22 protein-coding genes are annotated in these 21510 nt (G+C 63.6%); 10 read left to right on the top strand and 12 right to left on the bottom strand.

All coding sequences use genetic code 11. The features are described from left to right. Nucleotides 1-19 precede the first annotated feature (19 nt). From QM685_RS28345 to QM685_RS28320, 6 genes are all read left to right on the top strand, one after another. The gene (locus tag QM685_RS28345; protein ID WP_415121694.1) at nucleotides 20-610 is read left to right on the top strand and encodes an NUDIX domain-containing protein; all 591 of its coding nucleotides are present in this window, start codon (nucleotides 20-22) and stop codon (nucleotides 608-610) included. A gap of 290 nt (nucleotides 611-900) precedes the next feature. After that, a complete protein-coding gene (locus QM685_RS28340; protein ID WP_415121692.1) occupies nucleotides 901-1326 on the top strand; it encodes a DUF1178 family protein in 426 nt (141 codons plus the stop codon). Between the two features lie 48 nt (nucleotides 1327-1374). Then, the gene (locus tag QM685_RS28335) at nucleotides 1375-2571 is read left to right on the top strand and encodes an acyl-CoA dehydrogenase family protein (RefSeq protein WP_415121690.1); all 1197 of its coding nucleotides are present in this window, start codon (nucleotides 1375-1377) and stop codon (nucleotides 2569-2571) included. 10 nt (nucleotides 2572-2581) lie between these two features. Further along, complete coding sequence (locus tag QM685_RS28330) at nucleotides 2582-3709, top strand: acyl-CoA dehydrogenase family protein (RefSeq protein ID WP_415121688.1); 1128 nt, start codon at nucleotides 2582-2584, stop codon at nucleotides 3707-3709. 32 nt (nucleotides 3710-3741) lie between these two features. Continuing rightward, nucleotides 3742-4200 (top strand): MaoC family dehydratase, encoded by a 459-nt coding sequence (locus tag QM685_RS28325; RefSeq protein WP_415121686.1) that lies wholly within the window; start codon nucleotides 3742-3744, stop codon nucleotides 4198-4200. Beyond that, nucleotides 4197-4673 (top strand): MaoC family dehydratase, encoded by a 477-nt coding sequence (locus QM685_RS28320; RefSeq protein WP_415121684.1) that lies wholly within the window; start codon nucleotides 4197-4199, stop codon nucleotides 4671-4673. The genes QM685_RS28325 and QM685_RS28320 overlap by 4 nt, the downstream gene beginning before the upstream one ends. A gap of 103 nt (nucleotides 4674-4776) precedes the next feature. Here QM685_RS28320 and QM685_RS28315 read toward each other — a convergent pair whose 3' ends face one another. The 6 genes from QM685_RS28315 to QM685_RS28290 form a co-directional block, all read right to left on the bottom strand. Further along, nucleotides 4777-5478, bottom strand: a complete 702-nt coding sequence (locus tag QM685_RS28315; RefSeq protein WP_415121682.1) for a glutathione binding-like protein — start codon at nucleotides 5476-5478, stop codon at nucleotides 4777-4779. Nucleotides 5479-5667: 189 nt separating this feature from the next. Further along, nucleotides 5668-6927: an acyl-CoA dehydrogenase family protein gene (locus tag QM685_RS28310; RefSeq protein WP_415121680.1), complete on the bottom strand. Its 1260-nt coding sequence runs from the start codon at nucleotides 6925-6927 to the stop codon at nucleotides 5668-5670. Between the two features lie 142 nt (nucleotides 6928-7069). Continuing rightward, nucleotides 7070-8176, bottom strand: coding sequence for a phosphotransferase (locus QM685_RS28305; RefSeq protein WP_415121678.1), 1107 nt, complete (start codon nucleotides 8174-8176; stop codon nucleotides 7070-7072). Between the two features lie 20 nt (nucleotides 8177-8196). Beyond that, nucleotides 8197-8913 carry a histidine phosphatase family protein gene (locus tag QM685_RS28300; RefSeq protein WP_415121676.1) on the bottom strand — a complete coding sequence of 239 codons (717 nt, stop codon included), beginning with the start codon at nucleotides 8911-8913 and terminating at the stop codon, nucleotides 8197-8199. 21 nt (nucleotides 8914-8934) lie between these two features. Continuing rightward, nucleotides 8935-9723: an oxepin-CoA hydrolase, alternative type gene (locus QM685_RS28295; RefSeq protein ID WP_415121674.1), complete on the bottom strand. Its 789-nt coding sequence runs from the start codon at nucleotides 9721-9723 to the stop codon at nucleotides 8935-8937. Next, a complete protein-coding gene (locus QM685_RS28290) occupies nucleotides 9720-11273 on the bottom strand; it encodes a 3-hydroxyacyl-CoA dehydrogenase (protein WP_415121672.1) in 1554 nt (517 codons plus the stop codon). Before QM685_RS28290 ends, QM685_RS28295 begins: the two co-directional genes overlap by 4 nt. 124 nt (nucleotides 11274-11397) lie before the next feature. On the opposite strand from QM685_RS28290, the gene QM685_RS28285 reads away from it, so the two are divergent. Beyond that, nucleotides 11398-12045 (top strand): glutathione S-transferase, encoded by a 648-nt coding sequence (locus QM685_RS28285; protein WP_415121670.1) that lies wholly within the window; start codon nucleotides 11398-11400, stop codon nucleotides 12043-12045. 109 nt (nucleotides 12046-12154) lie between these two features. Here the strand turns inward: QM685_RS28285 and QM685_RS28280 are convergent, their stop codons facing one another. Both QM685_RS28280 and QM685_RS28275 read right to left on the bottom strand, forming a co-directional pair. Next, nucleotides 12155-13327, bottom strand: coding sequence for a pyridoxal phosphate-dependent aminotransferase (locus tag QM685_RS28280; protein WP_415121668.1), 1173 nt, complete (start codon nucleotides 13325-13327; stop codon nucleotides 12155-12157). Between the two features lie 179 nt (nucleotides 13328-13506). Then, nucleotides 13507-14004 (bottom strand): putative toxin-antitoxin system toxin component, PIN family, encoded by a 498-nt coding sequence (locus tag QM685_RS28275; protein ID WP_415121666.1) that lies wholly within the window; start codon nucleotides 14002-14004, stop codon nucleotides 13507-13509. A 61-nt stretch (nucleotides 14005-14065) separates the two neighbouring features. Between QM685_RS28275 and yaaA the strand changes: the two genes are divergently transcribed. Both yaaA and QM685_RS28265 read left to right on the top strand, forming a co-directional pair. Beyond that, nucleotides 14066-14848: a peroxide stress protein YaaA gene (gene yaaA / locus QM685_RS28270; RefSeq protein WP_415121664.1), complete on the top strand. Its 783-nt coding sequence runs from the start codon at nucleotides 14066-14068 to the stop codon at nucleotides 14846-14848. A gap of 49 nt (nucleotides 14849-14897) precedes the next feature. Further along, nucleotides 14898-16064, top strand: coding sequence for a M14-type cytosolic carboxypeptidase (locus tag QM685_RS28265; RefSeq protein ID WP_415121662.1), 1167 nt, complete (start codon nucleotides 14898-14900; stop codon nucleotides 16062-16064). 111 nt (nucleotides 16065-16175) lie between these two features. Here the strand turns inward: QM685_RS28265 and QM685_RS28260 are convergent, their stop codons facing one another. The 4 genes from QM685_RS28260 to QM685_RS28245 form a co-directional block, all read right to left on the bottom strand. Beyond that, on the bottom strand, nucleotides 16176-16757 hold the full coding sequence (locus QM685_RS28260; RefSeq protein ID WP_415121660.1) for a BspC domain-containing protein: 582 nt from the start codon (nucleotides 16755-16757) through the stop codon (nucleotides 16176-16178). Nucleotides 16758-16934: 177 nt separating this feature from the next. Further along, nucleotides 16935-17609: an energy-coupling factor ABC transporter permease gene (locus tag QM685_RS28255; RefSeq protein ID WP_415121658.1), complete on the bottom strand. Its 675-nt coding sequence runs from the start codon at nucleotides 17607-17609 to the stop codon at nucleotides 16935-16937. 111 nt (nucleotides 17610-17720) lie between these two features. Beyond that, complete coding sequence (locus QM685_RS28250) at nucleotides 17721-18602, bottom strand: LuxR C-terminal-related transcriptional regulator (RefSeq protein WP_415121656.1); 882 nt, start codon at nucleotides 18600-18602, stop codon at nucleotides 17721-17723. A gap of 215 nt (nucleotides 18603-18817) precedes the next feature. Further along, nucleotides 18818-20029 (bottom strand): DUF2863 family protein, encoded by a 1212-nt coding sequence (locus tag QM685_RS28245; RefSeq protein ID WP_415121654.1) that lies wholly within the window; start codon nucleotides 20027-20029, stop codon nucleotides 18818-18820. A gap of 273 nt (nucleotides 20030-20302) precedes the next feature. On the opposite strand from QM685_RS28245, the gene QM685_RS28240 reads away from it, so the two are divergent. Then, a complete protein-coding gene (locus tag QM685_RS28240) occupies nucleotides 20303-21418 on the top strand; it encodes an AI-2E family transporter (protein WP_415121652.1) in 1116 nt (371 codons plus the stop codon). Nucleotides 21419-21510: the final 92 nt, after the last annotated feature.

Here is a 21510-nt window from a genome sequence, read left to right as displayed (position 1 = left end):
GCTGTTCTGAGGTCCGCATATGGCTGAACTTCCCAATCATGATGCCGCGCTTGCCGAGACTTGCGTCGACAGCAAGACGATCCATCAAGGTCCGTTTCTGACGTTGAAGTGCGACACCGTCCGTTTGCCGGATGGCAAGCAGGCAACTCGCGAATACGTTCAGCATCCGGGCGCCGTCATGGTGATTCCGCTATTCGACGACGGCCGCGTGTTGCTCGAAAGCCAGTATCGCTATCCGATGGGCAAGGTCATGGTCGAGTATCCGGCGGGCAAGCTTGACCCGAATGAAGGCGCGTTGGCTTGCGCGGTGCGCGAATTGCGCGAGGAGACCGGCTATACCGCGCGCGAGTACGTGTACCTGACGCGTGTTCACCCGATCATTTCGTATTCGACCGAATTCATCGATATCTATATCGCGCGCGGTCTGACGGCGGGCGAACGCAAGCTCGACGAGGGCGAGTTTCTGGAACTTTTCACGGCGACCGTGGAGGACATGTCGGAGTGGGTGCGCACGGGCAAGATCACCGACGTGAAGACGATCATTGGTACGTTCTGGCTCGAGAAAGTACTGTCGGGCGCGTGGCCGATGGGGGCGCCAGAAGCGGTATAAGGTTAGGTTGCGTCAGCCGGATACCCGATTCGAAATACGCTGCAAGGAAGCCCCTGCCGGTCGATGGCCAGCAGGGGCTTTGCTATTTCGGGCACGGTTCTCAATCAGCGAAGCCATGCGGCTAGCGCGCCGGTTCACCTTCGGCAGCGTGTGGCGCAAAGCGTTAAAATCGCCCACCGCGTCCGATTTGTTCGCAACATCCGGCGCTGACGTATTGCCCTCCCAATTTTACGAACGACCGTTCACAAATTTTGATTTTGCGCTAAACTGGCACGCAAGCCCTGACTCCAATGAAGGTCCTCGATTTACAGTGTCCGCATGGCCATCGGTTCGAAGGTTGGTTCGCTTCGGCTGAAGACTTCGAATCGCAGCAGTCCCGCAAGCTCGTCGAATGTCCGATCTGCGGCGCGAACGAAGTGAGCCGTTTGCCGTCGGCACCGCGCCTGAATCTGTCGGGCGCGACCGCGACGAAGGCGCCGGCGGGCGCGGAGGAAATGCAGGCGCATGTCATGCGTGCACTGCGCGAGGTACTGGAAAAGACCGAGAACGTGGGCGACCGCTTCGCCGAGGAAGCGCGGCGCATTCACTACAACGAAGCGCCCGCGCGCAATATTCGCGGTGTCACGACACCGGAAGATGCGCGTGCCTTGGTCGAGGAAGGCATCGAAGTGATGCCGCTGCCGGTCCCGGCTGTGCTGAAGGAACCGCTGCAATAGCGCGGTGGCTTCCTGATGCCGGATGGTGGCGGCCAGGAGACACTACGCATGAATCTGGACTATTCCCCCGCTGAAGAGGCGTTCCGCGCCGACATCCGCGCCTGGCTCGAGGCGAATCTGCCGCGCGAGCTGAGCGACAAGGTACTCAATCACAAACGTCTGTCCCGCGAAGATTTCGCGAGCTGGCACAGGCTGCTCGGTACGCGCGGCTGGTCCGCGGTCGCGTGGCCACGCGAATACGGCGGCCCGGGCTGGGATGCGACCCGGCGGCATATCTGGGAAGAGGAGTGCGCGCGGATTGGCGCGCCGTCCGTGCTGCCTTTCGGTGTGTCGATGGTTGCGCCCGTGTTGATGAAGTACGGCAACGAGGCGCAGAAGCGTCGTTATCTGCCGCGTATTCTCGATGGCACGGACTGGTGGTGCCAGGGCTATTCCGAGCCGGGTTCCGGCTCTGACCTCGCATCGCTGCGTACCCGCGCCGAGCGCGTCGGTGATCATTACGTGGTCAATGGTCAGAAGACGTGGACCACGCTCGGCCAGTACGCCGACATGATGTTCTGCCTCGTGCGTACCGACAGCGGCGCCAAAAAGCAGGAGGGCATCTCTTTTCTGCTGATCGACATGAAAACGCCGGGCATCACCGTGCGGCCGATCATTACGCTCGACGAAGATCACGAAGTCAACGAAGTGTTTTTCGAGGACGTGAAAGTGCCGCTCGAGAATCTGGTCGGCGAAGAAAATCGCGGCTGGACGTATGCGAAGTACCTGCTCGGGCACGAGCGCACGGGCATCGCGAGGGTCGGCGCGTCGAAGCGCGAACTCGTATTTCTGAAGCGCCTCGCGCTGAATCAGAAGAAGAATGGCAAGTCGTTGCTACAGGATCCGGTCTTTGCCGCAAAAGTCGCGAATCTCGAGATCGAACTGATGGCGCTCGAAGTCACCGTGCAGCGCGTCGTCGCCAACGAAGCGGGCGGACGCGGGCCCGGACCGGAGGCGTCGATGTTGAAAATCAAGGGCACCGAGGTGCAGCAGGGGCTGACCGAACTGATGTTCGAAGCGATCGGACCGCTTGCCGCGCCATTCGACGTGCCGTTCCTCGAAGGCGAGCGCGGGCACAGCCTCGCCGGTGACGACGATGCGGCGCCGCTTGCCGCGTACTATTTCAACTTCCGCAAGACGTCGATTTACGGCGGCTCGAACGAAATTCAAAAGAACATCATCGCGCAGATGATTCTCGGACTTTGAGGAGCGGCGCATGGACTTCACTTTCAACGACGAACAACAGCAATTTGCCGATGCGCTGCGTCGCTACCTCGAAAAGAGCTACGGCTTCGAGGCACGCCAGGAGATCGTGCGTTCGGAAGCGGGCGTCTCGGATGCGCACTGGGCCGCGTTCACCGAGCTGGGCATGACCGCATTGCCGGTGCCGGAAGCGCAAGGCGGCTTTAACGGCGGTCCGATCGACATGCTGGTGGTCATGCAGGAACTCGGCCGCGCGCTGGTCGTCGAGCCGTATTGGGCAACCGCGGTCGGCATCGAGGCGCTGCGCATCGCTGGCACCGGCGAGGGCGAAGACGCCGCGCTGCTCGAACGGACCGCGCGGGGCGAGTGCAAACTGGCCGTGGCCTTTCACGAACCGCACGCGCGCTACGACCTGTTCGACATCGCCACGATCGCGAGCGGGCAGGGCGGCCAGCAGACGTTGAGCGGCACGAAGTCGGTCGTGCCGCACGGTGCACAGGCGGACCACTGGATCGTGCCGGCGCGGCTCGCTGGCGAGATCGCGCTTTTCGTCGTCGCACGCGGCGCGGCTGGCGTCGAGCTCACCGGATACCGCACAATCGACGGTCAGCGCGCCGCGACGCTCGAATTCAACGGCGCGCCCGCGCGCCGGCTGGCCGGCAAACATGCGGGCGCCGCGGCGCTCGAGCAGATCGCCGACTACGGTACGCTGTTGCTGTGCGCCGAGGCGATCGGCGCGCTCGACGCGCTGAACCTCGCCACCGTCGACTACACGAAAACGCGCCAGCAGTTCGGTCAGCCCATCGCTCGCTTCCAGGCGCTGCAGCATCGCATGGTCGAAATGCTGATCCATGCGGAGCAGGCACGTTCCGTCACGTATCTGGCCGCGATGCGCTACACGAATGAAAACGCCGACGAGCGCCGCCGCGCGATCTCCGCGGCAAAAGTGCGGGTCGGCCAGGCCGCGCGTTTCGTCGGTCAGCAGGCGGTTCAGTTGCACGGCGGCATGGGCGTCACGAACGAAGTGGCCGCCGCGCATCTGTTCAAGCGCCTCGCGATCATCGAGACCACGCTCGGCGATGTCGATCATCATCTTGCGCGCTTTGCCGCGCTGCCAGGCTTCGCGCTCGCCGAAGCCTGATCGGGCCGTTCAACGGATAAAGGAGGTGGACGATGGGAGTCAGTTTCGAGGACATGGAAGTCGGCACGAGCCGGGAAATCGGCAAGCACACGTTTACGCGTGAAGAGATTGTCGAGTTCGCGCAGAAGTTCGATCCGCAGCCGTTTCACCTCGACGAAGCCGCGGCGGCCGAATCGCCGTTCCGCGGCCTCGTGGCGAGTGGCTGGCACACGTGCTCGGTGATGATGGGCATGCTCGTGCGCAACATGTTGGCGGGTTCGACGTCGATGGGCTCGCCCGGCATCGACGAGATCCGCTGGCTGAAGCCGGTGCGCGTCGGCGACACGATCACGATGATGAACGTCGTGGTCGACAAGCGCGTGTCGGAGAGCAAGCCCGATCGCGGCATCGTGTCGACGCGCTGGGAAGGCATCAATCAACACGGCGAAACGGTGATCACGGTGCGCTCGAAGGGCATGTTCGGTCTGCGCAATCCGGGGGCCGCAACATGACGGCGAGCGCGGCGCAGGCTGCGAGTTTCGGCGATGCGACAGCATTGCGGGCGCTGATCGGCGCCGGGCCGCTCGCCAGCGAGTGGCTCACGGTCGACCAGGACAAGGTCAACCGGTTTGCCGATGCAACCGGCGATCATCAATGGATTCACGTCGATCCCGAACGGGCCCTGCGCGAATCGCCGTTCGGCGGCCCGGTCGCGCATGGTTTTCTGACGCTGTCGCTGATTCCGGCCTTGCTCGGCAAGATGGTGACGCTCGTGCAGCGCATGGGCGTCAACTACGGTTTGAATCGCGTGCGCTTCATGTCGCCGGTGCCGGTGGGTTCGTTGGTGCGCGCGAAATTCGCCGTGGAATCGGTGACCGACGTGGATAACGATGGCGTGCAGGTCGTGTGGGGCGTGACCCTCGAGCGGCAGGGCAGCGAGCGGCCGGTGTGCGTCGCGGAATTCATCACGCGGCATTACTTCTAGCGTTTTCGCACATTACAGGCGCAATAAAAAGCGCGAGCCGGCACCTGCATGCCGCTCGCGCTCTTTTCTTTTGCGCGACCCGCGCCGGCGCCAAAACGAAGGACTAGTGTTTCGCGTACTGCGTCGCGCCGAACAGTATTTCCTTTGCCTTGTCGTCCATCAACGGCGCGCGGGCGGACGCCAGCACTTCGACGCCGCGCACCACCGCCGGCCGGGCCGCGATCTCTTCATGCCAGCGCTTCACGTTCGGGAGCGCATCGAGTTCGATGCCCTGGTTTTTCCATGAGCGCGTCCACGGAAACGCGGCGATGTCCGCGATCGTATAGTCGTTGCCCGCGAGGTAGCGCGTCTTGCCGAGCTGCGTATCCATCACGCCATACAGCCGCCGCGCTTCGTTGGTGTAGCGGTTGACCGCGTATTCGATCTGCTCGGGCGCATAAACACGGAAGTGATGCGTCTGCCCCAGCATCGGACCGAGGCCGCCCATCTGGAACATCAGCCATTGCAGCACCGAATAGCGCGCGGCCGGATCGGTCGGCAGGAACCTGCCGGTTTTCTCCGCGAGATAAATCAGGATCGCACCCGATTCGAACAGCGCGAACGGCCGGCCGTCGGCGCTTTTCGGGCCTTCGGAATCGACGATCGCGGGGATCTTGTTGTTGGGGCTGATGGCGAGAAATTCGGGTTTGAACTGATCGCCGGCGCCGATATTCACGGCATGGACGATGTAGGGGAGGCCGGTTTCCTCCAGCATGATGTGAACCTTGTGGCCGTTCGGGGTCGCCCAGCTATAGACGTCGATCATCCTGGCTCCTTATTCGTGAAAGCGGCGCCGCAAACAGGGCGCCGCCGATGTCGAAAATTAGAGCATAGATCGCGCGATGCTGCTTGCCGTGACGTCAGGCAGCACTGTGAGTCGAGCCTGAGCGCGCAGCGCGAGTACCCATGACCGTTCGGCCGTCGCGTCCACATCGAGCCACGCGACGCACCCCCCTCAAACCCGCGTGACCGGCATCTCCACCCGCGCTGCCGCGCCCGCATCCATATGACGCGCGAGCTCGAGTTTTGCGATCGCGTTGCGGTGCACTTCGTCGGGGCCGTCGGCGAAACGCAGCGTGCGCGCCGATGCGTACGCATACGCGAGCGGGAAGTCGTCGCTGACGCCGCCACCGCCGTGCGCTTGAATCGCCCAGTCGATCACCTGACACGCCATGTTCGGCGCGACCACCTTGATCATCGCGATCTCGCCGCGCGCGCCCTTGTTGCCGACGGTGTCCATCATGTACGCGGTTTTCAGCGTGAGCAGGCGCGCCTGCTCGATCATGCAGCGCGCCTCGGCGAGACGTTCCTGCGTGACGCCGTGCGCCGCGACCGGCTTGCCGAAGGCGACGCGTTGCAGCGAGCGCTTCGCCATCAATTCGAGCGCGCGTTCCGCGAGACCGATGAGGCGCATGCAATGATGGATGCGTCCCGGTCCGAGGCGGCCTTGCGCGATCTCGAAGCCGCGGCCTTCGCCGAGCAGCATATTGGTGGCGGGCACGCGCACGTTGTTCAGCGTGATTTCCATATGGCCGTGCGGCGCGTCGTCGTAACCGAATACGGTGAGCGGGCGGTGCACGGTGATGCCGGTGGCGTCGGCGGGAACGAGGATCATCGATTGCTGCTGATAACGCGGCGCGTCAGGATCGGTCTTGCCCATCACGATATAGACCTTGCAGCGCGGATCGCCCGCGCCCGAGGACCACCACTTGTGACCGTTGATCACGTAATAGTCGCCGTCGCGCACGATGCTGGTCTGGATGTTGGTTGCGTCCGACGATGCCACCTCCGGCTCCGTCATCAGGAACGCGGAACGAATCTGCCCTTGCAGCAGCGGTTCGAGCCATTCGCGCTTGTTTTCTTCGCTGCCGTAGCGCTCGATCGTTTCCATGTTGCCGGTGTCGGGCGCGTTGCAGTTGAACACTTCCGGTGCCCAGGGCACGCGGCCCATGATCTCGCACAGCGGCGCGTATTCGAGATTCGTCAGCCCGGCGCCACGCTCCGATTGCGGCAGGAACAGATTCCACAGGCCGGCATCACGCGCCTTCTGCTTCAGTTGCTCGACGAGTTCGGTCGGCATCCATGCGTTGCCGTTCTGGCGATTGCGGGCAATCTCCGCATAGAACGCCTGCTCGTTCGGATAAATATACTCGTCGAAGAAGGCGAGCAGTTTCTCGCGCAATGCCTGGACCTTCGGGGTGTAATCGAAATTCATCTGAAACCTCGCGGATAACGGACTACGGATGATGTTGGGGGCCAGGCGCGCAAGCCCACGCATGAGCGCGCGCCCGAGCCGGCATGGGGACTGCATACGGACGACGCATGGCCGGGCGCGCGACCCCGGCGCATCATTGTGTTTAGCTGACTTTTTGCGCGTAGCGCCACGCGAGTTCGGCCATCGGTTTCGCGCGCCGGCCGGCATCGAGTGCCTGCGCGCTCGACGCGGTGCCATCGACGACGCGCTTCATGATTCCTTGCAGGATCGCGGCGATACGGAACATGTTGTACGCCAGATAGAAATTCCAGTCGCCACGAATCTCGAAGCCGGTGCGTTTGCAATAACGTTCGACGTACTGCGCTTCGTCCGGAATGCCGAGCGCGGCCCAGTCGAGCCCCGCGATGCCGCGGAACTGCGCCGGATCGACGTGCCACGCCATGCAGTGATACGCGAAGTCGGCAAGCGGATCGCCGAGCGTGGACAGCTCCCAGTCGAGCACCGCGAGCACGCGCGGCTCGTCGCGCGCGAAGATCAGATTGTCGAGCCGGTAGTCGCCATGCACGACCGACACGCGCTCGCTCGTTTCCGCCGGCATATGCCGCGGCAGCCATTCGATCAGCCGGTGCATCGCGTCGATCGGCTCGGTCTCGGACGCGAGATACTGCTTGCTCCAGCGGCCGATCTGGCGCGCGAAGTAATTGCCCGGCTTGCCATAATCGGCGAGACCGGCGGCTTGCACGTCGACGCTGTGCAAGGCCGCGATCACGCGGTTCATCTCGTCGTAGATCGCCGCGCGTTCAGCGGGCGTCATGCCGGGCAGCGACTGGTCCCACAGCACCCGCCCCTCGACGAACTCCATCACGTAGAACGCACGGCCGATCACGCTTTCGTCCTCGCACAGCGCGAGCATTTGCGCGACCGGCACGCCGGTGCCGGCAAGCCCGCGCATCACGCGGTATTCGCGTTCGATCGCGTGCGCGGACGGCAACAGCTTCGCGGCGGGTCCCGGCTTCGCGCGCATGACGTACGAACGCGACGGTGTGATCAGCTTGAAGGTCGGATTGGACTGCCCGCCCGCGAATTGCTCGAGCGTGAGCGGCCCCGCGAATCCGTCGACGTGCCGGGCCAGCCACGCGGCGAGCGTGTCGGTGTCGAAGCGTTGCCGCTCGTTGACCGGGCGGGTGCCCTCGAAGGCCGAGTAGTCCTGTGTGCTTGCGGGGTCGCCGGTCTGCGTGGCCTGCGCCATGTGTCTTCTCCAGTTCGGTGTCAGCTACGCCGGTATTGAATGAATTGTGCGTAGAGCATTTCCATCGTGGTGTTGCGCACGTTGCGATGTAGCGGCGACGGCGGTGAGTAGTTGAGCATGCGCAGCACCCAGTCGCGCGGCGCGGCGCCCACGTCGAGCGCGTTGATGCAGCCGGTCGCCTGCGCCAGATGGCCGAAGAACGTGCGCCCGCCGGCGGTCAGCGCGTGCGAGAGGATCGCGCGATTCACGCCGCCGTGCAGCACCAGCAATACGGTGTCCCACGACGTGTCCTCGCGCAGCGCCGCGACGGCCGGCAGCACGCGATCGAACAGCTCGCCGATCGTTTCGCCGTCGAGAAAGCGCGTGCTTTCCGGCACGATGCCGTCGAACACGCCGAGAAAAGCGGCCTCGATATCGCTCGCCGGAATGCCGCCGAGCTTGCCGCCGCGAATTTCCTGCCACGCCGGTTCGGTCTCGGGTTCGATCTGCTGGCCCGTTTCGGCGAGCACGCGCCGCGCGGTTTCGACCGTGCGCGGCAAGCCGCTGACGATCACGCGATCGAAGCGCACCTGCTGTTCGGCGAACACGCGGCCCGCGGCGCTGGCCTGCTCGCGGCCGTTCGCGTTCAGCGGCACGGTTTCCGGGTCGATCGCGCGGCCGGAGTCGTCGAAGTAAGTGACGTCGCCGTGGCGCATCAGGAAGATGCGGCGGCGTTTCGGCAGTTGGTAGTCGGGCATGTCGGGCGGCTCACTCGTCGCTTATTTATAGATTGGCGCGCGCTTTTCGAGGAACGCGGTGATGCCTTCGAGGCCGTCGCGGTGATGCAGCGACGCGACGAAGCTGTCGCGCTCCGCGACCAGGTGATCCGCGAGCGATTGCGTGTTGGCCGCGGCGATCAGCCCCTTGATGCGCGCAACCGAATTGGGCGAAATCGCGCCCAGCTCGTCGGCCCAGGCGAGCGCGCCGTCGAGTGTAATGCCGGGTTTGGCGAGCCGGTTCACGACGCCGAGTTCGTGCAGACGCGTGGCGCCGATCGGCTTGCCTTCGATCAGCACTTCGGTGGCCAGTTGGCGCGGCAGCGCCTGCGCAAGGAACCACGAGCCGCCGCCGTCGGGCGTCAGGCCGACGCGCGCGTAGGACATCACGAATTTGGCATTGTCCGCGGCGACGATCAGATCGCAGGCGAGCGCAAGCGAAAAGCCCGCGCCGGCCGCCGCGCCTTCGACAGCGGCGATCACGGGTTTCGACGACAGCCGTAGCGCCGAAATCCATTGACCGAGCAGGTCGATGCTTTCGGCCTGCACGGAAGGATCTTTCGCGCGGTTTTCGAGCAGACGGTTCAGATTGCCGCCCGAGCAGAAGAAGTTGTCGGCGCCGGCGATCACCACGGCGCGGATCGACGGATCGCGCTCGACGGTGTCGAAGGCCTCGATACCGGCCGCATACATGTCCGGATGCAGCGCGTTGCGAGCGCCGGGGTTCGACAGCGTGAGGACCAGCGTGGATTCGCTGCCGGTGGGGCGCGAAGCGAGCAGTTGGGCGCTCATGGTTGAGTCTCCTGAAGATCCGCCGCGTCGCGCTGGGTCAGCGACAGGCCGAGCTGCGCGCGCCGCGCGAGCCACGGCGACGGACGGTAGCGCGGATCGCCGAGCACGCTGAACATGTTGCGCAGGATCATCAGGATGGTGCTGGCGCCGAGCGCGTCGCCGAGCGCGAGCGGCCCGCGCGGATAGCCGAGGCCGAGTGTTACGGCGAGATCGATATCGTCCGGCGTCGCGATTCTCTGTTGCGCGATGTCGCAGCCGATGTTGACGATCGTCGCGATCACGCGTTGCGCGACGAAGCCGGTCGAATCGCGGATTACCGTGACCGGCACGCCATCGGCGGCGAACAGCGCATGCGCGCTATCGCGTGCGGCGCGGGTCGTGGCTGGCGTGGTCATCAGCGTGCGGCGTTGCGCGCCGACGAGCGGGAAGACGGCATCGACGGCGACGACGCGGCTCGCGTCGAGCGCTTCGTCGACCGCGGCCGTGGTCGCGTCGTGACCGAACGGCGTGACGACGATCAATGAATTCGCGGCGGGCGTCGCGCCTTCGTCGAGCTTCACGCCCGCGTTGCCGATGAGTTGCACGACGGCTTCGTACGCCCGCGGATGGCGCCTGCTGACCCACACGCCTGGCGGCAGCGCGCTCGGCGCGGGCGCTTCGGCGGGTATCTGCTGCTTGCCGTCCACGTAGCGATAGAAACCTTCGCCGGTCTTGCGGCCGAGCAGTCCGCCCATCAGCCGCGTGCCGGTGATCGGCGACGGCGTGTAACGCGGCTCTTCATAGAACTGGTGATAGATCGACTCCATCACCGGATGCGATACGTCGAGCGCGGTCAGGTCCAGCAGCTCGAACGGCCCGAGGCGGAAGCCGGCCTGCTCGCGCATGATCCGATCGATGTCGGCAAAGCTCGCGATGCCTTCGCCCGCCACGCGCAGGCCCTCGGTATTCATACCGCGGCCCGCGTGATTGACGATGAAGCCGGGCATGTCCTTCGCGCGCACCGGCGTGTGGCCCAGGCGGCACGCGAGTTCCATCAGTGCGTCGCCGGCCGCGGGGTCGCTGCGCAGACCGTCGATCACTTCGACGACCTTCATCAGCGGTACCGGGTTGAAGAAGTGATAGCCGACCACGCGGGACGGATCGGTGCAGCCCGCGGCAATTGCGGTGATCGACAGGGAAGAGGTATTGGACGCGAGGATGCAGCGCCCGCTCACGATGGTTTCGAGTTCGCGAAAGAGCGCCTGCTTCACGTCGAGTTTTTCGACGACCGCCTCGACGACCAGATCGCAGCCGGCCAGCTCGGCAATGTTCTGCACGCCGCTCACGTTCGCGAGCGCGGCGAGCGAGCGCGACTGCTCGAGCTTGCCTTTGGCCGTCAATTTGGAGAAAGTCTCCGCGAGATAGTCGCGCGCGGCGCCGACCGCGGCCGCATTGGTATCGTACAGACGCACGGAGAGGCCCGCGAGCGCGGCGATCTGCGCGATGCCGCGGCCCATTGCGCCGGTGCCGACGATGCCGATGGTCTCGATGCTGAAATTGCGAGAGTTCATTGTGATGCCCGACTCCATGGTTATTTTAGAATAGCACGATCGTGCAATTTACTGGATGATTTGATCGAGAGCCGCTGCTTCGACTTTGACGCGCGGTCTCATACAACGTGAAAGGAGACATCCGATGATCAAGCTGTACGGTTTCGCGCTCTCGAACTATTACAACAAGGTCAAATTCGTGCTGCTCGAGCACGATATCGCGTTCGATGAAGTGCTCGTGAAGCCGAGTCAGGACGAGGCCCTGCTCGCGCATTCGCCGCTTGGCAAAGTGCCTTATCTGCAAACCGAGCATGGCGACCTGTGCGAATCGCAATGCATCGTCGAATATCTCGCCGCGCGCTTTCCCGACAAGTGGATCTTCTCCGCCGACCCGTGGCAGGCGGCCAAGGAGCGCGAAATGATCTTTTTCGTCGACGTGCATCTCGAATTGACCGTGCGCAATCTGTACAAGGAAGCGTTTTTCGGCGGCACGGTGAGCGATGCGACCAAGGGGCGCGTCGAGAAACTGCTCGTGCATCACATCGCCGGCTTCAAGCGGATCGCGAAGTTCGCGCCGTATCTGTGCGGCGAGCAGTTCAGCGTCGCGGATACCGCCGGCTACGTGAGCCTGCCGCTCGTGGGCATGGCGACGCAAACCATTTACGGCCGCGATTTTCTGCTCGATGCGGGGATCGACTGGAAGAGCTACGTGAAGACGATCAACGCACGGCCGGCGGCGCAGCGCGTGACCGACGATCGCAAGGCCTATATCGCGGCGTCGCGCTCGTCCTGATGTGCTGAAGTGCGTTCGCTGGAACGCGCATGAGCGTGCGGCGCACACCCATGCGGCGGTGCGCGATGGCAGGGAACGTGGGTTCGTTCGTGACATCGCGCCGGACATCCTAGAGCCGCGCGAGCCGCTCGAGCGCGGTGGCGAGCGTGCTTTCCTGTTTCGCGAAGCAGAAGCGCACCACGCCCGACTCGTGCGCCTCGTGATAGAACGCCGAGACCGGAATGGCCGCGACGCCGATCTCGCCGGTCAGCCATTGCGCGAATTCGGCTTCGGGCAGATCGCTGATCGCCGAGTAATCGACGCACTGAAAATAGGTGCCCGTGCACGGCAACAGCCTGAAGCGCGAATTCGCGAGGCCCTCGCGGAAGAAGTCGCGCTTCTTCTGATAGAACGCCGGCAGGTCCAGATAGGGTGCCGGGTCCTTCATGTAATCGGCGAGGCCGATCTGCATCGGCGTATTGACGGTGAATACGTTGAACTGGTGCACCTTGCGGAACTCGGCGGTGAGCGCGGCCGGCGCGGCCACGTAGCCGACCTTCCAGCCCGTTACGTGATAGGTCTTGCCGAAGCTCGACACCACGAAACTGCGTTGCGCGAGTTCCGGATAACGCGCGACGCTTTCGTGCGGCGCGCCGTCATAGACCATGTGCTCGTACACCTCGTCGGACAGGATCAGCACGTTGGTGCCGCGCACGATCTCCTCGAGCTTGCGCATGTCTTCCGAGCGCCAGACCGTGCCGGTCGGATTGTGCGGCGTGTTGATCATGATGAGCCGTGTTTTCGGCGTGATCGCGGCGGCGAGTCTGTCGAACGGGATTGCGTAATCGGGTGCCTCCAGTGTGACGAAGACAGGCTTGCCGCCCGCCAGTTCGATCGACGGCAGGTAGCTGTCGTAGGTCGGCTCAACCACGATCACTTCGTCGCCCGGGTGCACGGTGCAGAGAATCGCAGTCAGCAGCGCCTGCGTGGCACCCGCCGTCACGGTGATTTCGCCCGTCGCGTCGTAGCGGCGGCCATACAGGTTGGCGATTTTGTCCGAAATCGCCTGACGCAGCGGCATCACGCCAGCCATCGGCGGGTACTGGTTATGGCCGTCGCGCATCGCGTTCGCGACCGCGTCGACGATGCGCGGATCGCAGGCGAAGTCGGGAAAGCCCTGACCGAGGTTCACCGCGCCCTTTTCCGCGGCGAGCGCGCTCATCACGGTGAAAATCGTCGTGCCGACGTCGGGCAGGCGAGACGGAAACGTGGGGCTCGTGGGCGTGTCGTGCGGTGCATTCATGGCGTCGGATTGGCGATGGTTGACCCGGTTCTCGGGAGATCGTTGCGAAGGGCGAAGCCTGATTGTAGGGAATCGCGGCGCGCCGTGCGCGCTGCCGGTTTCACGTTGGCCGTCCGGCCAGGGCGGAATGAGCCGAAGTGATTCGCCAGGACGTGGAATGCAACATGGGTGGCCGGGATTCACACGGTAACGGACTCGCCGCCGACGTTCCGCGCAATGCCCGCGGCCGCGACGAACGGCGCGGGTTGTGCGATCTGGAAGCCGAAATCGCGCGCGATCCGTTTGGCGAGCTTCAGCACCGCGCGATCCTTCGACACGAGCCAGTCGGCCCGCGCCGCGTGCGCCAGCTCGAGAAACTTCTGGTCGTCGCGATCCTTGCACCTGGGCAGCGGCCGCGCATCCCCGGCGGGCTCGGCCGGTTCGACCATCCGCGCGAGCCGCGCGACGAGCGCGAGCGCGGCGGCTTTATCCACCTGCCGATGCGCGAATTGCGGATAGTCGAGCACATAGGCGAGTTCGGCGAGGCAGCGCGCATCGATCAGCGCGGCGAGCGCGCCGCTTTCGAGCGCGGCGGCGATCGGCCGCGTGTGCGGGTCGTCGAATACGAGAATATCGATCCACACATTGGAATCGAGCACGACGCGCAGCGCGCCGCTTGAGGCGAGGGAAGCGGGCATTCGTTACAATCGGGCTTTCGTCTTTGACCGTCAGGCACGGCGTGCCTGCATGCAAGCCTCTATGATAATCGTTCTGTCGCCCGCGAAATCGCTCGACTACGACACCCCGCCACACGTCAGGAAGCATACGATCCCCGATTTCGTCGACGACGCAGCCGAACTGATCAGCGGCCTGCGGCGTCTGTCGCCGCAGCAGATCGCGTCGCTAATGGGTATTTCGGATCAGCTCGCGCACCTCAATTTCCAGCGTTACGCCGACTGGTCGCCGCAATTCGGCACGCACAACGCGAAGCAGGCGGTGCTCGCATTCAACGGCGACGTGTACGAGGGTTTCGACGCGAAAACGCTGTCCCCGGCCGATCTCGACTATGCGCAGAATCATGTGCGCGTGCTGTCGGGCCTCTACGGCCTGTTGCGTCCGCTCGATCTGTTGCAGCCGTACCGGCTCGAAATGGGCACGCGCTTTGCCAGTCGGCGCGGCAAGGATCTGTACGCGTTCTGGGGCGAGCGGATCACGCAGGCGTTGAACGCGCAGTTGAAGAAGAAGGCGGCGGGCTCGCGCGTGCTCGTGAATTGCGCGTCGGGCGAGTACTTCAAGTCGGTCAAGCCGAAGCTGCTGGAAGCGCCCGTCGTCACGCCGGTGTTCGAGGACTGGAAGGGCGGCCGCTACAAGATCATCAGCTTTCATGCGAAACGCGCGCGTGGCCTGATGGCGCGCTTCGCGGTGGAAAACCGGCTCGATCGTCCCGAGCAATTGAGGGACTTCGACTCCGAAGGCTATGCATTCAGCGCCGAAGCTTCGAACGATTCCACCTACGTATTTCGTCGCCGCATCGCTGAATGAACGTGCCGCCGTGCTATTGAAGGCAGCGAACAGAGCAGGGAAGAACCTCATGACGTTATCGATTACGAGCAATTTCGACGCCGGCGCGATTGAAGTGCTGTCCTGCGAGGACGCCGGCGATATCCGCCTGCGCGTGCGGCCCGACAGCCACGCCGAATTCGCGCAGTGGTTCTATTTCCGCCTGTCCGGCGGCGCGGGCGAGCGCTGCGTGATGACCTTCGAGAACGCCGCCGCGTGCGCGTTCGCCGAAGGCTGGCGCGATTATCGGGCGGTCGCGAGCTATGACCGCGTGAACTGGTTCCGCGTGCCGACCTCGTACGACGGCAACGTGCTGACGATCGATCACACGCCGGATTTCGACAGCATCTACTACGCGTATTTCGAGCCGTATAGCGGGGAGCGTCATTCGGAGTTTCTCGGCGCTGTGCAGCAGATGCCGCATGCGTCGCTGACCGAGCTGGGCAAGACGGTCGAAGGGCGGCCGATTTCGCTGCTCACACTCGCCACGCCGCCCGTGGACGATGCGGCGGCCGCCACGCCGAAAAAGAGGATCTGGCTGATCGCGCGTCAGCATCCGGGCGAGACGATGGCCGAATGGTTTATCGAGGGGCTCGTGAAACGCCTCGTGGGCTGGGGCGATTGGGCAGGAGATCCGGTCGCGCGCAAGCTTTACGATCACGCGGTGTTCTACATCGTGCCGAACATGAATCCGGACGGTAGCGTGCGGGGCAATCTGCGTACCAATGCGGCTGGCGCGAACCTGAATCGCGAATGGATGGAACCGGACGCCGCGCGCAGTCCCGAGGTGCTCGTGGTGCGCGACGCGATTCACGCAACGGGCTGCGATCTGTTCTTCGATATCCACGGCGACGAGGCGCTCCCCTACGTGTTCGTCGCGGGCTCCGAAATGTTGCCGGGCTTCACCGAGCGGCAGGGACGCGAGCAGAAGGCGTTTGTCGAAGCGTTCAGGCATGCGAGCCCCGATTTTCAGGACAAGTATGGCTATGCCGCGAGCAAGTATCGCGAGGATGCGCTGAAGCTCGCGTCGAAATACATCGGTAACGAATTCGGCTGCCTGTCGTTGACGCTGGAAATGCCGTTCAAGGACAACGCCAATTTGCCCGACGAACGGGTGGGCTGGAACGGCGAGCGCAGTGCGTCGCTTGGTGCGGCGATGCTGCAGGCGATCCTGCGTCACGTGGAGGCGTTCGCTTGAGAAAAGCGGAGCGACACGCGTAAAAAAAGAGGCACGCACAGAAAATGTACGTGCCTCTTTTTATTGGGACGACGGATTGGCCGGTGGCACGAGTCAATTCGCGCCTGCGCGTCACTGGGTCTTTTTCCTGGTTGTCGATTTACCCGAGCTTGCCTTCGATGACTTCTTCGTCGTCTTGCTACCCGCCGCATGCTTGCCCTTGCCTTTATGCTTGCCCGACGATCCGCTGTGCGCCCGGTTCGGCGGTACCGGATCGTTCCAACTGAACGCGAGCATCTGCGGCCCGACGTAGCCGCAACGGAATTTCAGGTCGGCCGGGTCGTCCGAGCCGTTCTGGCGCACGCCGATGCCTTCGACAGTGACGATGCTGTCTACCTTGACGCGCTGCTTGCCTTCGTCGAACGAATCGTTCCAGGGCGTGACGGACGAGTGGGCGCTGTCGAACGAACTAGGGGGGAATTCGACATGGTCGAACGCGGTCGACGTGCTTGCGACAAAGCTGCCGTGCGCGGCGCAGTCCGCGACGAGCGGGTCCGCGTGCATTTCGTTGATGAATTTGTTGACGAGGTCGTTGTGCTGCTCGAGTTGATCGGCGAAAGCGGGAGCCGTGCAGATGAGCGAGAGACTCGCTGCGCAGGCTGCCAACCGGCCGACTACCCGCAGCAATCGGCGCGGTACGTTGGTGCGATCCATCTGGTTCTTCAGACGCTAAGGGGATATGAGGCAAATAAGATGCATCGCGAAAGGGTGGAGTTCAATCTTGCGGCAAATATTTTGTCTTGTCCTGGTATGCGCACCCGAGGAGCTTCGGGCGACCATTCGGTGATTATCACCACAGATGCGCGTGGCGTGACGCCGAAGCGCGAATTCTCAGGTGCGGGGGCCGCCCAGGCGATAACGCCGCACGTCGTAGGTGGTGACCCACGCGGGACGGTAAACCGCGATCAGCGCCGTCGCCATGCCGGTGAACCACGCTTCGCCGGTGGCGAGCAGAAGCACGCTGAGCGCATAGCCGGCCGGCACCACGGTTGGCGAACCACCGGCGAGCGCGACATGAACGCCGAGCGCCGCGGCGGCGGTCAGCGAGCCTGCAATGGCCGGTGAAACGAAGCCCTGGCCGAAGATGAACATGAAGAGATTGCGCGGCAGCCACGCAGTGCAGATGCGCTGGAGCAAGGTGGAGATGCCGACGGGCAGCGCGCCGTACACGAGGAACGTCAACGCGATGCCTTGCCACGGCGCGTCGAAGACGACGGCGGCAAGGCCCGTGATCACCGCCATCGCGATCAGCGCGAGTCCCCAGTCGAATAGCGTGACGACGAGCGTTGCGCCGAGCAGATGCATGACGGTGCCGTCGTCGAGCCATGCATTGCTCGCCCACAGCACCGATAGCGCAACGATGATCGCGAGCCAGACATGCTGGAGCGTGCCGTCCTGAAGTCTTTTGAAAGGATTCTTCCACAGCGCGAGCGCGACCACCATCGCGGTGGCGATCCAGCCACCGACAGCGACCCAGAACGGAAGCGGTGTGTAGAGGAAACCCATGTGTTCATATTACTCGTTGGACGAGAAAAGGTGTGAGCGGATTCCATGCCAGCCGCCGCCAACGCTGGGTGGGCGCCCACCTGCGGACGTTTGTACGCGAGGCGCCTTGCGTCACGCCGAGCCCGGCTTCACCGGTTTTCGCGCACGCCCCGGGGGCGGTGTGTCACTGTAGGAAGCGGTGGGTTCCGCGGCCATCGGCAGGGCAGTGCTCGTGTCGCTGGCGGGCAACGGATACCGGAAGCGGGTGTGCTTGTCGCGCCGCAGCGCAACCGTGCCTGTCTGTCCCATCGGCACCGGTCGCGCGGAGTGCTCGCCGTGGTTGCGCAGGACCTGTAGATGGTTCATCAGCCAGCCGTTGTAGAGCGCGACCGCGGCGGCGCGATTGGGCGCGCCCAGTTGCTGGAATATGCTGGTCAGATGGATCTTGACCGTACCCTCGCTAATGCCGAGCGTGCGCGCGATCATCTTGTTGGTGCTGCCCATATGAACGCAGCGCATGATCTGCTGCTGTCGGGGCGACAGTCCGCTCGAGAGTCTGTTGCGACGTGGCGGCGGATTCTTTTCGTCGAACGGGCGGATGGTGGTGTCCGGAGGCAACGGCGGATCGAGCGCCAAGGCGCCGGGCGGCACGTAGTGACCGCCGAGCAGCACCATTTCGAAGGCGCGCACGATCAGGCATGGATCGGTATCGCGCGGCACGACGCCGAGTACGCCCTCGTCCATCAGCGCGCGCACGAGCGTGGGCGAGGTCCCGTCGGTGAGCACGGCGATCCGTATATCGGGATAGTTGCTGAGCAACTGGCGAGCATCCACGACCGACATCCAGTCCTGCCAGTCGATCACGACGAGATCTGGCAGGTAACGCTTGAATGGGCGTTCGAGCTGACGCCAGTCCTGGGCTTCGGTAAAGCGCGCCAGCCGGTCGATCTGCCGCAGCAAGGCTTTGAGTCCATCACGTCGTTCCGCGTTTGAATTGAGAATCGAGAAGCGCATGCATGTCTCCAGATGTATCGGGCGAAATAGCGCGACGCACCTGCGCGACTTTTGAGTCTGACTCCGTCACGGCGATGCGTCACCGTGCCTATGATGACAAATTCCTTTCGATTTGACGGCTGGCCAAAAGGCATAGGAAGAGCAGCTACGCGAACAAAAAGCCCCGCGCAAGGCGGGGCTTTTTTGCGATAACGCGTTGACGTCTGCGTCGATGCTCAATGGAAATGCGGCTGTGCGGGCTCCGCGTCTTCCGGCATTTCGGCATGGACGATTTCGCCGAGTGGGTCCGCGTACAACGGCACGCCGCAGTCGTCGCAATATTCCGGCTCGAAGCGGCCCGCGTGACGGCGCACGTCGGTAATGCCTGTTTCCTTGAGCAGCGCGACGATTTCTTCGAGCGGGTCGTCCGCGGTGATTTCCTGCGGCTCTTCGTCGATGCCCGGCTCGCTGTTTTCGCGGCCGTAGAGCGGCCACACGACACCGTAGATCACATCGTTGCTGCCGCGGCGCGTGAAGCCGACGCGGTATTCGTCGATGCGCCTCTCGCCGAAGCCGGCGACCACCGCGCGCAGGTCCTGCGGCGCGGCACCAATTGTGTCAAATAGATAACGCACGGCGGTGCGCACGGTGTGAGGACGCACGCTTTCGTCCGCGTCGCGGCAAGCCGAGTAGTACGCGTCCGGCAGCAGGCATTCGAATTCGCAGCCGGGCAGCACTAGCGACAGATTGGCACCGCCCTGCGTAGCCCACTGTTCGAGACACTGGCCGCGCTCGATGCGGCTGCCGTGCTCTTCTTCCTGCCAGCGGAAGGTCGGCTCGCCCACGGGCGCCGCGACCACGGCTAGCAGGAAGCGCGGGTCGGCCAGAATCGGAGAGGTTTCCGGCAGTTCGCCGAAGTTGAGCTTTGCGTTGCCGCCGCTCATCGCCATCTGTGCGAGTTGCTGGGCGATGCGCCACGTTTCGACATGATGGCGCGGCAACTGGTCGATGCTGTACAGGAACGGCGCCATCGCGACGCGCGTGTTCGCGGCGAGCACGTGCGCCTGGAGATGCGCGCGCAATGCATCAGCCGCGTCGGCCTTGAGCGGACCGGACGGAATCACGTAGCGGGTCCAGGCGAGCACGGGCGCGGCGATCAGCAGCGCTTCATAAGACACGCCTTCATGTTCGATGACGAACGACTCGCTATGGGTCTCCGCCATGTCGGCGAGCGCGCCATAGGCGTCGGGGTGGTTTTGCTGCAGATGATCGAGCGCGGCATCCAGCGTCGTCTGGTTGGCGTTGCGCACGATTTTGGCCAGCAGCGCATCGAGCTTTGCTTCCCAGAAGCGATCTTCGGTGCGGCTGCCCGACGCGAAAAGCGCGAGCGAGAGACCGACGAGCTTGTCGGCGTCGGGAGGGAGACGTTTGGCGATTCGCGAGCGCATAAATCCGGAAAAATTGGGGGCACGGAACCTTATATTCTAGCCTTTTCCGGGCCGTTATACGGTTTGGTCGGCAATCCCGGATGGATTAGGGTGTTTTCATCCCAAAAAAACAGCCTGTTGCGCAAGCAGTCATGCGGGGCTTACATCGTTCTGGCCGGATGGTATAAGACACCCCCGGGCGCTCGACTCGCTTCTATACTGACGGCGGTCAGCGGGAGCCTGACAGGCGTATGTCAATTGACTGCCATGGTCTGGCGCAATAGGAGATCCATCGTGAAATCGGACCAACTGATCGAACGTCTTGCCGCTGTATTCGCGTTGCTTATCCTGGTGGGCGGCTCGTTGCTGGTGCTGGCGCCTTTTACGACCGCGCTGCTGTGGGGCGCCATTCTCAGCTACAGCTCGTGGGGGCTCTACCGGCGGCTAGTCGGCGCGATAGGCGGCCGGCGCAAGTTGGCTGCCACGCTGATCGTACTTCTCATCCTGTTCGTCGTGCTTGGGCCATTCGTTTACGCGGGCTTTGCTTTTGGTGCGCATGTCCACGACATCGTTGCGCTGGTGCAAAGACTTTTCGAATCCGGCTTGCCTGATCTTCCGGCGTGGGTGGGACGAATCCCGCTAGTCGGTTCGAGTATCGAAGCGTTCTGGGAGCGTGTGACCAGTAGCAATTCGGAATTGATCGCGCAACTGCACACGTTCGCTGCGCCCGCCGGCAAGTGGATTCTGGCAGCGGCGATAGCGGTGACTCACGGGCTGGGGTTGCTGGCGCTGAGTATCGTGCTTGCGTTCTTCTTTTATACCGGCGGCGAAGGAGCTGCCGCCTGGTTGAATGCGGGTATGCGGCGTATTGCGGGTGAGCGTGCCGATTATTTGTTAGCGCTGGCGGGCAGCACGATTAAGGGCGTGGTCTACGGGATTCTCGGCACGGCGCTTGTGCAGGGGGTTCTGGCCGGTTTTGGCTACTGGATCGCGGGCGTGCCAGCGCCGGCGCTGCTTGGGCTCGCGACGTTTTTTCTGTCGGTGGTGCCGGGCGGTCCGGTCATTGTATGGTTGCCTGCGGCGATCTGGCTATATCAGGGCGGTGCGACGGGCTGGGCGATATTTCTGGTCATATGGGGCGTGCTGGTCGTCGGTATGGCTGACAACGTCATCAAGCCGATCCTGATTGGCAAGAATAGCGATATGCCATTGATTCTGGTGATGCTGGGCATCCTCGGCGGCGCGTTTGCTTTTGGCTTTCTCGGCGTTTTCATCGGACCGACGTTATTGGCGGTCGCTTATACCGTGTTGCATGACTGGACGATTGGTGCGCCGGTCGCCCAGGCCCTGACATCTGAAGTGAAAGCGCCGGTCGTGGACAAGCCTGGCCGCATAGGAAAGGCACCCTAAGGAAAAGCCAGGGATTTCACTTGAAAGTCTTGGCGGGGGCGGCTAGAATTCCGCTCTTTCGTGCTCCGGGAAGCGGGGCACGGGGAAGCGGG

The organism is Paraburkholderia sp. (assembly GCF_047605525.1).
Lineage (GTDB): Bacteria > Pseudomonadota > Gammaproteobacteria > Burkholderiales > Burkholderiaceae > Paraburkholderia.
Note: the sequence above shows the minus strand (reverse complement) of the source record. Positions and strands in the feature narration are given on the sequence as shown.

Excerpts from the sequence above, each read along its gene's own strand:
- QM685_RS28345 (WP_415121694.1), top strand. The coding sequence starts at position 20 with ATGGCTGAACTTCCCAATCATGATGCCGCGCTTGCCGAGACTTGCGTC.
- QM685_RS28340 (WP_415121692.1), top strand. The coding sequence starts at position 901 with ATGAAGGTCCTCGATTTACAGTGTCCGCATGGCCATCGGTTCGAAGGT.
- QM685_RS28335 (WP_415121690.1), top strand. The coding sequence starts at position 1,375 with ATGAATCTGGACTATTCCCCCGCTGAAGAGGCGTTCCGCGCCGACATC.
- QM685_RS28330 (WP_415121688.1), top strand. The coding sequence starts at position 2,582 with ATGGACTTCACTTTCAACGACGAACAACAGCAATTTGCCGATGCGCTG.
- QM685_RS28325 (WP_415121686.1), top strand. The coding sequence starts at position 3,742 with ATGGGAGTCAGTTTCGAGGACATGGAAGTCGGCACGAGCCGGGAAATC.
- QM685_RS28320 (WP_415121684.1), top strand. The coding sequence starts at position 4,197 with ATGACGGCGAGCGCGGCGCAGGCTGCGAGTTTCGGCGATGCGACAGCA.
- QM685_RS28315 (WP_415121682.1), bottom strand. The coding sequence starts at position 5,478 with ATGATCGACGTCTATAGCTGGGCGACCCCGAACGGCCACAAGGTTCAC.
- QM685_RS28310 (WP_415121680.1), bottom strand. The coding sequence starts at position 6,927 with ATGAATTTCGATTACACCCCGAAGGTCCAGGCATTGCGCGAGAAACTG.
- QM685_RS28305 (WP_415121678.1), bottom strand. The coding sequence starts at position 8,176 with ATGGCGCAGGCCACGCAGACCGGCGACCCCGCAAGCACACAGGACTAC.
- QM685_RS28300 (WP_415121676.1), bottom strand. The coding sequence starts at position 8,913 with ATGCCCGACTACCAACTGCCGAAACGCCGCCGCATCTTCCTGATGCGC.
- QM685_RS28295 (WP_415121674.1), bottom strand. The coding sequence starts at position 9,723 with ATGAGCGCCCAACTGCTCGCTTCGCGCCCCACCGGCAGCGAATCCACG.
- QM685_RS28290 (WP_415121672.1), bottom strand. The coding sequence starts at position 11,273 with ATGAACTCTCGCAATTTCAGCATCGAGACCATCGGCATCGTCGGCACC.
- QM685_RS28285 (WP_415121670.1), top strand. The coding sequence starts at position 11,398 with ATGATCAAGCTGTACGGTTTCGCGCTCTCGAACTATTACAACAAGGTC.
- QM685_RS28280 (WP_415121668.1), bottom strand. The coding sequence starts at position 13,327 with ATGAATGCACCGCACGACACGCCCACGAGCCCCACGTTTCCGTCTCGC.
- QM685_RS28275 (WP_415121666.1), bottom strand. The coding sequence starts at position 14,004 with ATGCCCGCTTCCCTCGCCTCAAGCGGCGCGCTGCGCGTCGTGCTCGAT.
- yaaA (WP_415121664.1), top strand. The coding sequence starts at position 14,066 with ATGATAATCGTTCTGTCGCCCGCGAAATCGCTCGACTACGACACCCCG.
- QM685_RS28265 (WP_415121662.1), top strand. The coding sequence starts at position 14,898 with ATGACGTTATCGATTACGAGCAATTTCGACGCCGGCGCGATTGAAGTG.
- QM685_RS28260 (WP_415121660.1), bottom strand. The coding sequence starts at position 16,757 with ATGGATCGCACCAACGTACCGCGCCGATTGCTGCGGGTAGTCGGCCGG.
- QM685_RS28255 (WP_415121658.1), bottom strand. The coding sequence starts at position 17,609 with ATGGGTTTCCTCTACACACCGCTTCCGTTCTGGGTCGCTGTCGGTGGC.
- QM685_RS28250 (WP_415121656.1), bottom strand. The coding sequence starts at position 18,602 with ATGCGCTTCTCGATTCTCAATTCAAACGCGGAACGACGTGATGGACTC.
- QM685_RS28245 (WP_415121654.1), bottom strand. The coding sequence starts at position 20,029 with ATGCGCTCGCGAATCGCCAAACGTCTCCCTCCCGACGCCGACAAGCTC.